The organism is Ruegeria denitrificans (genome assembly GCF_001458295.1).
In the GTDB taxonomy this organism is placed as follows: Bacteria; Pseudomonadota; Alphaproteobacteria; order Rhodobacterales; family Rhodobacteraceae; genus Ruegeria; species Ruegeria denitrificans.
On the sequence record NZ_CYUD01000008.1, the window covers coordinates 168,299 to 180,639 of the forward strand.

Annotated in this window: 13 protein-coding genes; 6 read left to right on the forward strand and 7 right to left on the reverse strand. The window is 58.3% G+C overall.

The genetic code is table 11. The features are described from left to right. Positions 1-67: 67 nt before the first annotated feature. Positions 68-436 carry a MerR family transcriptional regulator gene (locus tag RUE5091_RS13645; protein ID WP_058282471.1) on the reverse strand — a complete coding sequence of 123 codons (369 nt, stop codon included), beginning with the start codon at positions 434-436 and terminating at the stop codon, positions 68-70. Between the two features lie 113 nt (positions 437-549). On the opposite strand from RUE5091_RS13645, the gene RUE5091_RS13650 reads away from it, so the two are divergent. The 3 genes from RUE5091_RS13650 to RUE5091_RS13660 are packed head-to-tail and all read left to right on the forward strand — an operon-like array spanning position 550 to position 2,810. Then, on the forward strand, positions 550-969 hold the full coding sequence (locus tag RUE5091_RS13650; protein ID WP_058282472.1) for a PaaI family thioesterase: 420 nt from the start codon (positions 550-552) through the stop codon (positions 967-969). After that, on the forward strand, positions 969-1,487 hold the full coding sequence (locus tag RUE5091_RS13655) for a PaaI family thioesterase (RefSeq protein WP_058282473.1): 519 nt from the start codon (positions 969-971) through the stop codon (positions 1,485-1,487). Before RUE5091_RS13650 ends, RUE5091_RS13655 begins: the two co-directional genes overlap by 1 nt. A gap of 3 nt (positions 1,488-1,490) precedes the next feature. After that, the gene (locus RUE5091_RS13660) at positions 1,491-2,810 is read left to right on the forward strand and encodes an MATE family efflux transporter (protein ID WP_058282474.1); all 1,320 of its coding nucleotides are present in this window, start codon (positions 1,491-1,493) and stop codon (positions 2,808-2,810) included. Here the strand turns inward: RUE5091_RS13660 and arsC are convergent. Genes arsC through RUE5091_RS13680 form a run of 4 tightly spaced genes read right to left on the reverse strand, consistent with a single transcriptional unit; the run spans position 2,807 to position 4,966 of the window. Continuing rightward, on the reverse strand, positions 2,807-3,148 hold the full coding sequence (arsC, locus tag RUE5091_RS13665; protein ID WP_058282475.1) for an arsenate reductase (glutaredoxin): 342 nt from the start codon (positions 3,146-3,148) through the stop codon (positions 2,807-2,809). The genes RUE5091_RS13660 and arsC overlap by 4 nt on opposite strands. Beyond that, positions 3,145-4,203: a quinone-dependent dihydroorotate dehydrogenase gene (locus tag RUE5091_RS13670; protein ID WP_058282476.1), complete on the reverse strand. Its 1,059-nt coding sequence runs from the start codon at positions 4,201-4,203 to the stop codon at positions 3,145-3,147. The genes arsC and RUE5091_RS13670 overlap by 4 nt, the downstream gene beginning before the upstream one ends. After that, positions 4,200-4,631 carry a DUF1330 domain-containing protein gene (locus RUE5091_RS13675; protein ID WP_058282477.1) on the reverse strand — a complete coding sequence of 144 codons (432 nt, stop codon included), beginning with the start codon at positions 4,629-4,631 and terminating at the stop codon, positions 4,200-4,202. The genes RUE5091_RS13670 and RUE5091_RS13675 overlap by 4 nt, the downstream gene beginning before the upstream one ends. After that, positions 4,628-4,966: a DUF952 domain-containing protein gene (locus tag RUE5091_RS13680; protein ID WP_058282478.1), complete on the reverse strand. Its 339-nt coding sequence runs from the start codon at positions 4,964-4,966 to the stop codon at positions 4,628-4,630. Before RUE5091_RS13680 ends, RUE5091_RS13675 begins: the two co-directional genes overlap by 4 nt. A 108-nt stretch (positions 4,967-5,074) precedes the next feature. Between RUE5091_RS13680 and RUE5091_RS13685 the strand changes: the two genes are divergently transcribed. Further along, positions 5,075-6,652, forward strand: coding sequence for a bifunctional metallophosphatase/5'-nucleotidase (locus tag RUE5091_RS13685; protein WP_058282479.1), 1,578 nt, complete (start codon positions 5,075-5,077; stop codon positions 6,650-6,652). A 63-nt stretch (positions 6,653-6,715) separates the two neighbouring features. Here the strand turns inward: RUE5091_RS13685 and RUE5091_RS13690 are convergent, their stop codons facing one another. Further along, entirely contained in the window at positions 6,716-8,368 is a 1,653-nt protein-coding gene (locus RUE5091_RS13690) for a tetratricopeptide repeat-containing sulfotransferase family protein (protein WP_058282480.1), read from the reverse strand. A 55-nt stretch (positions 8,369-8,423) separates the two neighbouring features. On the opposite strand from RUE5091_RS13690, the gene RUE5091_RS13695 reads away from it, so the two are divergent. Continuing rightward, on the forward strand, positions 8,424-9,089 hold the full coding sequence (locus RUE5091_RS13695) for an SOS response-associated peptidase (protein ID WP_058282481.1): 666 nt from the start codon (positions 8,424-8,426) through the stop codon (positions 9,087-9,089). A gap of 44 nt (positions 9,090-9,133) precedes the next feature. Further along, positions 9,134-10,186, forward strand: a complete 1,053-nt coding sequence (mnmH, locus tag RUE5091_RS13700) for a tRNA 2-selenouridine(34) synthase MnmH (protein ID WP_058282482.1) — start codon at positions 9,134-9,136, stop codon at positions 10,184-10,186. On the opposite strand, the gene selD is transcribed toward mnmH, so the two are convergent. Continuing rightward, positions 10,177-12,336: a selenide, water dikinase SelD gene (gene selD, locus RUE5091_RS13705; protein ID WP_058282483.1), complete on the reverse strand. Its 2,160-nt coding sequence runs from the start codon at positions 12,334-12,336 to the stop codon at positions 10,177-10,179. The two genes, mnmH and selD, sit on opposite strands and share 10 nt — an antisense overlap. Positions 12,337-12,341 lie beyond the last annotated feature (5 nt).

Below are 12,341 nucleotides of genomic sequence, written 5' to 3' on the forward strand. Positions count from 1 at the left end.
CTTCGGCGCAAGGCTGTGATGCCGGACTGTTCTGAAGGTAGGTGTGACCGTTCGATTCCGCCGGGGATCAGCCCAGAGATTTCACGGTCTGGTCGCGCAAGCGCTGAAGTTCTTCCATCGCCTCGTCAAGCTGTTGACGCTGCTTTATGAGCTCTGGCATCTGCCGATCCGCGAGTTTTATGAACTCGGCCATTTGCGCCTGATTTCCCTGATCTTCATAGATCAGCAGCCACTGGCGGATTTCTTCCAGAGAAAATCCAAACAGGCGCCCGCGCAGGATCAACTTCATGCGCGCGCATTCCCGCGGCCCGTAATAACGAGAGCGGCCTTCGCGTTCAGGCTGCAGCAGTTCGATGTATTCGTAATAACGCAAGGTGCGCTTGGTTACGTCGAACTCGTCGCACATCTCGTTTAATGACAAACGGTTGTCAGTCATTCGCGGCCTCCTCAGCAGCAAACTAGGGCGTCGTGGCGCCAAGCGCAACAGGCGGTCTTGCGCTTTTGCAGGGTGCAGGCTCATAAAGGGCGGAATTCAAAGGACATGCAAACATGGTCGACAAAGTAGAGATTGCACGCCAGTTCATTGAGGCGATTCCGCATGCAAAAGCGCTTGGTCTGAAGTTGACGACAATCGGTGATGGCGAAGCGGAAATCTCAATGCCCTATAATGCGGATCTGGTCGGAGACCCCAGAACAGGCGTTATCCACGGTGGTGCCGTGTTTGCCGCGCTGGACACGTGTTGTGGTGCGGCGGTCATGTCCCACCCGTCTGCCCCTGGCGGGACAGCCACAATTGACCTGAGAATTAACTATATGCGGGCTGCGACGCCGGGGCAGAGCATCATCGCGCATGCCACTTGCTATCACATCACCCGCAACGTCGCGTTTGTCCGGGCGACCGCGATGGATGAAGATCAAAAACTTCCGGTCGCAACAGCGGCGGGCGCCTTCACGGTGGAGGGATTGTGATGGCGCGTCCTCGTCCAGAACCCATGCAGGTGGTCAAGCAACGCCGCGATGCGGCGCTGAAGGCGATTGTCGACGGCGTACCGTATATCCGTTTTCTCAATATCACCTTCGACCGTCGAGGTGATGAACTGACCGGTGTGCTGAACTTTGACGATAAGCTGATCGGGAATCCTTTGCTCCCTGCACTGCATGGGGGGGTTACAGCAGCGTTTCTTGAGGTGACGGCGGTTATCACCCTCAGTTGGGAGCATTTCTTTCCCCGCATTGAAAGCGGTGAGATCGACCCGGAAGAACTGTTCAATGCTGACGCAGTGAGATTTCCAAAAACCGTTGATTTTACGGTTGATTACCTGCGCTCGGGTTTGCCCCGTGACGCTTATGCCCGCGCCTTCGTCAGTCGATCCGGTCGGCGCTATGCCTCGGTACGGGTCGAGGCCTGGCAAGACAATCATGCGCGCCCGATTGCGCAAGCTACGGGGCATTTCCTGATGCCGCAGCCGAAGGTGGAAAGTGAGTAACCCGTGACACAGCGCACCTCGGCGCCCCTTACGCATAAGCGGGTGCTGAAAATTGCCGTTCCGATCGTTCTGTCGAATGCCACGGTTCCCATTCTTGGAGCCGTTGATACCGGTGTGGTCGGGCAGATGGGGCTTGCCGCACCGATCGGTGCCGTGGGCATGGGCGCGGTGATCCTATCGGCGATCTATTGGATCTTCGGCTTTCTGCGCATGGGCACGACCGGTCTGGCGGCACAGGCGCGCGGGGCAGGGGATACGGCGGAAACCGGCGCGCTTTTGATGCGCGGGCTACTGTTGGGTTGTGCGGCTGGGCTTTTCTTTATTCTCACGCAAGTTGGGTTGTTCTGGGGGGCATTTGCACTTTCGCCTGCCAGTCCCGAGGTCGAAGCGCTGACGCGGGACTATCTGCAAATCCGCATTTGGGGTGCCCCGGCGACGATTGCACTTTTTGCCGTGACGGGCTGGCTGATCGCGATTGAGCAGACCCGTGGCGTGTTCATCCTGCAGGTCTGGATGAATGGGCTGAATATCCTGCTGGACCTGTGGTTCGTGCTTGGGCTGGGTTGGGGCGTCGAAGGTGTGGCCATTGCCACCCTGATCGCGGAATGGACCGGGTTGGCGCTCGGCCTGTGGCTGTGCCGCGAAGCGTTCAAAGGGAACCAGTGGCGCGATTGGCCTCGAATTTTCGATGCGGCACGGTTGCGCCGGATGATGCAGGTGAACGCTGACATCATGATCCGATCGGTTTTGCTGACGGGATCGTTCACGACGTTTCTGTTCGTGGGTTCCGATCTAGGCGATGTGAATCTGGCTGCCAATCAGGTCTTGCTGCAATTCCTTGAAATCACCGCGTTTGCCCTGGACGGCTTCGCCTTTTCCGCCGAGGCCCTGGTCGGCAGTGCCGTGGGCGCACGGAACCGGGTTCAGGTTCGGCGAGCGTCCATCATGGCTTCCCAATGGGGCGTTGGCGGAGCGTTCGTGCTGGCGGCCGTGTTCTGGCTAGCGGGGCCTGCGCTGATCGACCTGATGACCACCTCGGATGAGGTACGCACGGCAGCGCGGGACTATCTGATCTGGGCGGCATTGGCCCCGGCGATCGGGGTGGCCAGCTGGATGTTCGATGGCATCTATATCGGTGCCACCTGGACCCGCGCGATGCGCAACGCAATGGTCCAGTCGGTTGCAATCTATGTGGTTGCCCTTTTCATACTGGTGCCAGCCTTCGGTAACCATGGCCTGTGGGCCGCGCTGATGGTTCTGAACATCGCGCGCGGCGTCACCATGGGCTGGCGCTATCCCCAGCTTGAGGCGCAGGTGGCTTAAAACAGCGCCAGCAGGTTCTCGGGCGGGCGCCCGATGGCGGCCTTGTCACCTGCAATGGCCAGAGGACGCTCGATCAAAATCGGATTTTCGGCCATCGCAGTGATCAACTCGTCAGTAGAGGATGTTTTGGTCAGGCCCAGCTCTTTGAACTGCTTCTCACCTGTGCGCATCATGTCGATGGCGGTGACGCCCAGCTTACCCAGCACTGCGCGTAGCTCATCAGCCGAGGGCGCGTCTTCCAGATATTTCCGAACCTCGACCTGCGCGCCATTCTCTTCCAGCAACGCCAGCCCGACGCGGGACTTCGAACAGCGCGGGTTGTGCCAATATGCAATCACAACCAATCCTCTCGTTTACTTCCAACTGCTTGCGCGACGTTGTTGAACCCGTCTCGCGCCAGTAATTCATCCAATCCTTGCGCAATTTCGGCGGCCAGCGAAATGCCGCCATACACCAACGCGGTATAAAGCTGCACGGCGGATGCTCCGGCGCAAATCTTGGCATAGGCCTGTTCCGCGCTGCTGATACCACCCACGCCGATCAGCGGAATTTTCCCTTCGGTCAGATGGCTTAGCCGCGCCAGAACACGGGTTGATTTTTCGAACAGAGGCGCGCCGGACAGGCCGCCGGTTTCACCCTTGTACCCACTGCGCAGCCCATCACGCGACAGCGTGGTGTTGGTCGCGATCACCGCGTCAACGCCTGTTTCCTGCGCAACATCAGCGATGTCTTGCAATTCAGCCTCGGTCAGGTCAGGGGCAATTTTCAGGAAAATCGGCAAAGGCCGGGGCAAGCCGTTTCGAGTCTCGATTACCCCGCCCAGCAGCGCGCCAAGCGCGGCCTTACCCTGCAGGTCTCGCAGCTTTTCAGTGTTGGGGGACGAGACATTGACCGTAGCGAAATCCAGATGCGCGGCGCAATGGGCCAGCACCTTGGCAAAATCGCCTGGGCGGTCGTCACTGTCCTTGTTCGCACCAAGGTTCAACCCGATCACCGCATTCCTGGGGCGGTCGGCCAGACGGCGCGCCATGACATCCATGCCTTCGTTGTTGAAGCCAAAGCGGTTGATGGCCGCCTTATCCTCGGTCAGGCGGAACAAGCGAGGCTTGGGGTTGCCGGGTTGCGGGCGTGGAGTGATGGCACCCACCTCGATAAAGCCAAAGCCGGTGCGTGACAGAGGTGTCAGAACCTCTCCGTTCTTGTCAAAGCCGGCAGCCAGACCAACCGGATTGGGCAGATCCAACCCCGCCACTCGGGTCTTCAGGCGGGGCGATGTGACCGGCCCCGGCATTGGAGCCAGCCCTGCCTTCAGCGCCTTGATCGACATCCCATGGGCGGTTTCGGGGTCCATCTTATGCAGGACAGCCAGCCCCAGTTTCTCGGTCAGTTTCATCCGAAAGCCTCTCCACCTTTGGCCGGGGTACAACGGATCAGGCGCGAGGTCGCAACCGCCGCCTGCCGATGCACCACTGCGGCCTGATAATCCGGGTCCGTCACCATTTCCAGAAACGCATGCGCGGTTGGATAGCGGGCGATGAAAACCTCGTCCCAATCTTCATCCTGAGGGCCGATCAGAGTGGTTTGGTACGACCCGCGCCATAGGATCGACGCGCCCAGTCGCGCGATAATCGGGGCGGTTTCCCTGCCGTAGTTGCGATAGGCCTGCGCGCCGGCCAACCCGGCCTCGGCCAGATCGTGACCGACCGGATATGCGGCCGTGTCGCGAAACTTCACCAGGTTCAGCATCTCGATTGGATGATCTCGATCCAACGCCTTGAACGCCTCAAATTGGGCGCGATCAGGGTCGATGAAATGGATCATTCCATACCCTCGGGGAATAGGTGGGTTTGCCCGTCAAAGGGCAGGGGGCACGACCAGACGACATCCGTCATGCGGATCTGGCGATAAAGATGCGGGAACAGGGCATCACCGCGCGAAACCTCCCATTTCAGATCATCACCCATGGCATCCGCGTCGCAGGTCAGCAAGGTTAGGCCTTCGATCCCGGCAAAGTGTTTGGCCGCAGTCTCGGCCGCCTGTTCAGCGGTCGAAAAATGGACATAGCCATCTGATATATCAATCGGCGCGCCGTCCGACGCACCTTGATCCTGTAGTGTGGCCCACTCGTCGGCCTGAAAAATCTTGTAAATCAGCATAGGGTGGTGATGCCCCGCGTGACTGGCAGAATCAAGCCGGATTTCCCCCTTTGACTCTTGTTGCCGGCAGGCGCAACATCACGCCAATCAAAAACAAGGAGTATGAAGATGTACACTCGCTTTTTAGCGTCCGCTGCGGTTCTGGGCCTGACCGCAGGTATGGCCGTAGCCGATTATAAACTGACGATTCTGCACACCAACGATTTCCACGCGCGTTTTGAACCGATCAACAAATACGACAGCGCCTGTGACGAGGAAGATCAGGCAGAGGGCAAGTGTTTCGGCGGCTCGGCCCGGTTGGTTACGGCGGTGAACGACGCAAGGGCACAGGCCGAAAACTCGATCCTCGTGGATGGCGGCGATCAGTTTCAGGGCTCATTGTTCTACACCTATTACAAGGGCAAGGTTGCGGCCGAGTTCATGAACAAACTGGGCTATGATGCGATGACCGTGGGCAACCATGAATTCGACGACGGTCCCGAAGTGCTGCGCGGCTTTATCGACTCGGTTGATTTTCCGGTTTTGATGTCAAACGCGGATATTGCGGACGAAGAACTGCTGACCGACAAGATCAAAAAATCTACCATCATCGAAGTTGGCGGGGAAAAGATCGGCCTGATTGGCCTGACGCCCGAAGATACGCATGACCTTGCTTCGCCGGGCCCGAATATCACCTTCTCGGACCCGGCCCCAGCCGTGCAGGCAGAAGTGGACCGGTTGACCGGAGAGGGTGTGAACAAAATCATCGTTCTCAGTCATTCCGGTTATGGTGTGGATCAACGCGTCGCGCAGGAAACCAGCGGGGTAGACGTGATCGTGGGTGGCCATTCGAACACCTACCTGTCGAACGTGTCAGACAAGGCCGCAGGTCCTTATCCGACGGTGGTCAACGGCGTTCAAATCGTGCAGGCCTATGCCTATGGTAAGTTTCTGGGAGAGTTGAACGTAACCTTCGACGACGACGGTAACGTTATCGAGGCTGCGGGCGAACCGCTTATCATGGACAATACGGTGACTGAGGATCAGGCTGCGCTGGACCGTATTGCCGAGTTGGCAGTTCCGCTGGACGAAATCCGCAACAAAGTGGTGGCGAATGCCGCAGATAGCATCGAAGGGGACCGGTCGGTCTGTCGCGTGCAGGAATGCGAGATGGGCAATCTGGTCGCTGACGCCATGCTGGCACGTGTTGCCGATCAGGGCGTGCAAATCGCGATTGCCAACTCGGGCGGGCTGCGGGCCTCGATCGACCCGGGCGAAGTCACCATGGGTGAGGTGCTGACGGTGCTGCCCTTCCAGAACACGCTGTCGACCTTCGAAATCAGCGGTCAGGGTGTGATCGATGCGCTGGAAAACGGCGTAAGCCAGGTCGAAGATGTAAAAGGCCGCTTTCCGCAGGTGGCTGGACTGACATTTACCTGGGATCCGACGGTTGCACCGAACGAAGGGCGCGTGGCTGAGGTCATGGTCGCCGACGGTGACGGCTTCGTGCCAATTGACCCGGCAGCGACGTATCTGGTGGTCACCAACAATTACGTCCGAAACGGCGGCGACGGGTACAACATGTTCGAAGGCGACGACAAGAACGCCTATGACTTTGGCCCGGATCTGGCGGATGTTACGGCCGAATATCTGGCTGAAAATGCACCATATCAGCCGTATCTGGATGGCCGTATCAAGCAGAAGTAAATTTCTGTCGCAGAAAGGGAAAAGGCCGCATCCCCGATGCGGCCTTTCGTGATTCAGGCATATTTAGCCCAAGTCATATTCCGGCCATAGCGCCGGATCGAACCCGTCCAGCATGGGGCGCAGGTGTTCAGATACGCTCTGCCATCCACCAATGGACTTTGTCGAGATCTTGTTGCGGACCTGATCGATGCTGGCCGTTCTGACTTGCTTGGTGTTTTTCTCAGGATGCATCATGGTTTCATCCCACTCGATATCGCAGAACGCAGCAACTTGTTGGCTATAGGTTTTCGGGTCGGCCACCAGTTTTTCATAGGGAACGGTCAGAATTCGATCTCCGGCCACGGCTTCCCAATGGGCCATGTAACGGCGATACATATTCGCCGAATGAGCGATGGCCGCCAGGTTGGAAGCATAGCGCATACCGCCAGCCGGGAAACGCCTGATCCATTTCGACAATCCGACATCGCGAGGGTCACGCAACATGTTGATGACCTTTGCATTTGGGAAGGCAGACAATAGGAATCCAACCCGCTGGTAGTTGTGCGGCATCTTGTCGACAAAGGCGGTCGACCCTTCGGGGATTGGAGGCATCAAATTTCGAAATTGCTGTGCAAAGTCTTCAGCGCTTGCAGGGTCAAATTTTTGATCACCTGTCTGAATGTCATGCGACAGGTCTGCGCCTAGTGTCAGTTCACCACAGCCGGCAATGCCCGGGGCGGCACTAAGCATCATCTCCATCAAAGTCGTGCCCGATCGAGGTTGACCCAGAACGAATATCGGCACTGGAGTATCCGTTGATTCAGCTACTGGTAACCCAGCCTCTACCGGGAACAGGCCAGTAATCTGCTTCAGTTTGTTCTCTTCTGCCGCGGTATCATAGGGATTGCCGTCATGTTGTGTTTTGTTGGCCCGCGCAAACTGAGGCATAGCCGCGTCCAAATCGTCAATTTTTGAGATTAGAGTGGCCTTGGCGAACTCCAGCTCCTGATGGTCTTCGTAGCTGCCAGCGATGGCACTCTCGACGGCGTCCAAAATTTCTGGTGCGTCCTTTTTGGACACTATTGTTGACATCTGAAACAGGGCGAACCTGTGTTGGGGCTCTTCTTCTAGAATAGACTGCAGGAGACCCTTAGACCCATCCTTGTCACCGCTCTGGTGAAGGGTCACGGCCTTTTGGAAAGCAATCTTTAGGTTTTCCGGGTCCAGCTCATAGGCGCGGGTGACATCGCGCGTATGGTCGTCAACAAAACCGATCTTCGAATATGCACGAGCCCGCTTGGATAAAAGATTCACATCGTCTGGTTCACTTTCCAGCTTCCTGCTCGCATGTTCAACAATCATGCGCCAGTTGCTGCCCTTTAGATGGATTTCATCCAGGACGCGGTTCAGTTCCTTGTTGTTGGGGAACTGTTCCAGTTTTTGTTCGGTATATTCCAGCGCCTTAGGAATTTGCCCGGTCTGCATCAGGGCATTTGCCAGGTTTTCCACGAATTGCGCATCGTCCGGTTTCATTCGGGACGCTTCGATGAAATGCGGGATGGATTTCTTGTATTGCTTCATCTCAGTCAGCACAAAGCCCGAGATGGCGTGAAAATCTGTATCCTTGGGGAATTTCTTGACGCCCAACTGCGCTTTTTTTAACGCCTGTTGCAGTTTGCCTGCCTCCAGAGCTGCCACTGCCTTGCCTTTGAGGGTTTTCGCTGTTTGATTTTGCATGTGACCCCGTGACACCCTGTGCCTGCATGAAACGATTATTGATGGTTCATTACCCATGTGCGGACGGTTTGCAATAACCCTTCCCAATGACGCGATGGCGCAGCTGTTTTCTGCGCGGCCGGCAAATACTCTGCCTGCTGTGCCGAATTTCAATGTTTGCCCGACAAATCAAGTGCATGTGGTGCGCGCCGGTGAAGGGGGGCGCAGGCTGGACCCGTTGCGCTGGGGTTTTCTTCCACATTGGTACAAAACTGAAACCGCAGGGCCGTTGCTGATCAATGCGCGGGCCGAGACGCTGGCTGAAAAGCCTGCGTTCCGCGCCGCGTGCCGCGAACGGCGCTGTTTGATCGTAGCAACGGGGTTCTATGAATGGACCAAGACGGAACAGGGCACCCGCCTACCATGGTACATCCACCGCAACGATGGCGCGCCGATTGCGTTTGCCGGGGTCTGGCAGGATTGGGGGGGTGAGGGCACACGGCAAGGCACCTGCGCCATTGTGACAACCCCTGCCAATCGCCATCTCAGCTCCATTCATCATCGGATGCCGCTAATTCTTGAGTCTGACGATTGGTCACTGTGGCTGGGAGAGGCGGGAAAAGGTGCCGCGCGTCTGATGCAACCCGCGGCCGAGAGAGCCTTGGATTTTTATCGCGTTGATCCGGCAGTGAATTCAAATCGTGCCAGCGGGCCGGAGCTGATCGAACCTGTTCCGGCCTGATAGTGTGCCTTTCCATTCCACGTACTGCAGGATAGATCGTTGGCATGGCTTTGAAATTCTCTGATCTGCCCGGGCTTTATGCGCATGATTTCGACACTGTGATCGACGTGCGCAGTCCTGCGGAATATGCCGAGGATCACCTGCCTGGTGCCATCAACCTGCCGGTTCTGGACAATGAAGAGCGCGCACAGGTGGGTACGATCTATGTGCAGGAAAGCCCGTTTCTGGCGCGCAAACTGGGTGCAGCGCTGGTGTTCCGCAACGCGGCAAACCACATCGAACACACCCTGTCGCACCACGAGGGCGGCTGGAAACCTCTGGTCTATTGTTGGCGTGGTGGGCAGAGATCGGGGTCATTCACATGGATGCTGCAACAGATCGGTTGGCGGGCCGACGTGGTCGAAGGCGGATACCGTACTTATCGTCGTCTGGTGAACCGCTACCTTTATGACGATCCATTGCCGCATCGGATGGTGGCCTTAGACGGCTACACAGGTACGGCCAAGACCGACTTGCTGGCGCATTTGAAAGCGCGCGGTATTCAGGTTCTGGACCTCGAAGATCTAGCCAACCACCGCGGGTCTTTGTTGGGTGAAATGCCGGGCGGGCAGCCTAGTCAGAAAGCGTTCGAATCTGCTCTGGCCGCCGCATTGTGCGGTATGGACCCTGCACGCCCGGTGGTGGTCGAGGCAGAATCCTCCAAGATCGGGTCGCTGATCCTGCCGCCAAGCCTGTGGACCGCGTTGCGTGTGGCGCCGCGCATTCAGGTGTCAGCGCCCCTTGCGGCACGTACTGCATATCTGGTGAAGGCCTATGACGATATTCTTTCGGATTCCGAGCGGCTGCGCGACCGCTTGTCTCCGCTGCGATTTCACCGCGGACACGAAGTGGTGGATGGCTGGCTGGCGCTGATCGACGCGGGCGACAAACCGGCGCTGACGCGGGCCCTGATGGAACAACATTATGATCCGGCTTATGCCAAATCTACCCGAACGCGCACCGCCGATATTCTCGCGCGGATCGAAGTGGCGGTGCTGGATGATACAGGTCTGAACGCCGCAGCGGCGCAGGTAGAGAAACTTCTGAATCAGCTCTGAAGCCGCAACCCCGGAGTGTCGGTCAGATACCCGATGATGACCGCCGGATAGCCCGCGTGCCTCAACTGTTCGCACAACCCATGCACCTGGTCGGCAGCGACTGCGGCCAGTAACGCTCCGGCAGTTTGCGGATCGAACAGCAGATCGGATTTGGGATTGGACGGCAGATATGGGGCGATGGAACAATTTTCGTCGAAAATTGTCGACCGGACACCTTGCGCAGCCAGTTCCAGCGCGCCGGTCATCAGGGGGATTGAATCCAGATCCAAAACTGCGCCACAATCCGAGGCTTCGCACATGCCCATCAGATGCCCGGCCAACCCAAATCCGGTTACATCCGTCATCGCATGCGCCCCTGCCAGAATGCGCGATGCTGCGCCCTGCGGCTGAACCATTTGCGTAAAGGCATCAGCCACCCAACTGCCGTCGGCTAGCCCGGCCATTTCAGCGGCCATCAACACCCCGCTGCCTAAGGGTTTTGTCAGGATCAATGCATCCCCAGGACGTGCCCCCGACAAGGTGATCGGGTCTTTGTCGCACAGGCCGGTCAGAGTGAAGCCGATGGTCATCTCATCCCCCAGAGAGCTGTGACCTCCGACGATTTCTGCTCCGGCATCGCGGATGACCTCGGTGGCCGTCGCCATTATCTCGGACAAGGTGCGGTGCTGCAATTGTGGGGACATGCGCGGCAGGATGATCGTTGCCGTCGCCGCTTGTGGGTCTGCGCCCATGGCCCAAATATCCCCCAGCGCGTGAACTGCGGCGATGCGTGTCATCAGCACCGGGTCATCCGTGAAGCCGCGCAAGTGGTCCGAGGTCATCACTTGTCGCGCTCCACCGGTTATCAGCAGGGCGGCGTCGTCCCCGGGCAAGGGGGTGATATCGTCGCGGTTCGGCTTTGGCAGGTCACTCAGAACTGCTTGCAATGCGCCGCGTCCAACCTTGGCCCCACAGCCTCCGCACATGGGTTTTTCCCCTAGGGCTTCTTGCATACCCGCCGCATGGTGGCGCGGTAGGGCGGGGCGTTCCATTTGGGGCAGGTTGCGAAATTTATTCATGAAGCTCTGGTCGATATGGTTCTTCCATCGCCACATCACTGGCCCGCTGAACGACGTTCCAAGACGTTCGGCCAGTGCCGATTTACTGCCCAAAGAGATCAGTTTGAGGTAGTCTTTCTGCGGCTGATATCGCCGCATCTTCCCGGCCCCCAGAGCGGCCCGCAGATTGCTGAACAGGACCGGAGCCTCTCGGACCGCATAGACCCCGGCCTTGGGACGAGGGTTATCGGCAAGATGGGCGCAATCTCCGGCGGCAAAGATCGCCTGATCGCTGGATTGCAGATGGGCGTCCACGCGGATGTAGCCGTCATGCAGATCAAGGCCCGTCTGGGTGATCCAGTCATAGGGGCGGGCACCGGCAGCCCCGGTTATGAATGAGGCGGGAACCTTACGGCCATCCTCTAGCAGAACATGATCCTGTTCGATGCGTGAAATCGCGGCATGCTCAATCAGTTCAACGCCCAGATGGGCCATCGCCTTACGAATGTTTGCGCCCGCCTTGGTCCCCGTAGCCGACAGGACCCGGGCGTTGTCAATCAGCGTCACCTGCGCCGTGCGGGTTTTCGCGCGAAGGGCATGGGCCATGGCCATTACCAGTTCTACGCCCGCGACCCCGCCACCGATCACGGCGACTGAGGCGGGGTCGGTGCCATCCAGATATTCCGCCCATCGGGACGCAAACGGACTCAGCGGCTTCGCCGGGACCGCGTGGTCGGCAAATCCAGGCAGGGCCGGCATGTCCGAGGTGATCCCCACATTGACCGAGGCCACATCAAATGCCACGGGTGGTCGCCCCGGTACGTATACTTGACGCCCGTCAAGATCGATCCCCTCGACCGGCCCGAGGATTACCCGTGCACCGGCAAAACGGGCCAGACGCACCAGATCGATGTCCAGTTCCCACCGCTCATAATGCCCGGCAACAAAGCCCGGCAACATGCCGGAATAGGGGGCCGTGGCGCCAGGATTGATCACAGTCACCCGCGCGCCGGGCAAGGGGTTCATACCCCATTTCCGCAACACCAGCGCATGGGTATGCCCACCGCCTATCAGAACCAGATCACGGGTTAGGGGCAGCGGAGGGTGTTGCATGGAAC

Bases quoted from the DNA above. Each gene is read 5' to 3' on its own strand.
- RUE5091_RS13695 (WP_058282481.1), top strand. From the start codon at position 8,424: ATGTGCGGACGGTTTGCAATAACCCTTCCCAATGACGCGATGGCGCAG.
- RUE5091_RS13650 (WP_058282472.1), top strand. From the start codon at position 550: ATGGTCGACAAAGTAGAGATTGCACGCCAGTTCATTGAGGCGATTCCG.
- RUE5091_RS13690 (WP_058282480.1), bottom strand. From the start codon at position 8,368: ATGCAAAATCAAACAGCGAAAACCCTCAAAGGCAAGGCAGTGGCAGCT.
- RUE5091_RS13675 (WP_058282477.1), bottom strand. From the start codon at position 4,631: ATGATCCATTTCATCGACCCTGATCGCGCCCAATTTGAGGCGTTCAAG.
- RUE5091_RS13685 (WP_058282479.1), top strand. From the start codon at position 5,075: ATGTACACTCGCTTTTTAGCGTCCGCTGCGGTTCTGGGCCTGACCGCA.
- RUE5091_RS13680 (WP_058282478.1), bottom strand. From the start codon at position 4,966: ATGCTGATTTACAAGATTTTTCAGGCCGACGAGTGGGCCACACTACAG.
- selD (WP_058282483.1), bottom strand. From the start codon at position 12,336: ATGCAACACCCTCCGCTGCCCCTAACCCGTGATCTGGTTCTGATAGGC.
- RUE5091_RS13645 (WP_058282471.1), bottom strand. From the start codon at position 436: ATGACTGACAACCGTTTGTCATTAAACGAGATGTGCGACGAGTTCGAC.
- RUE5091_RS13655 (WP_058282473.1), top strand. From the start codon at position 969: ATGGCGCGTCCTCGTCCAGAACCCATGCAGGTGGTCAAGCAACGCCGC.
- mnmH (WP_058282482.1), top strand. From the start codon at position 9,134: ATGGCTTTGAAATTCTCTGATCTGCCCGGGCTTTATGCGCATGATTTC.
- RUE5091_RS13670 (WP_058282476.1), bottom strand. From the start codon at position 4,203: ATGAAACTGACCGAGAAACTGGGGCTGGCTGTCCTGCATAAGATGGAC.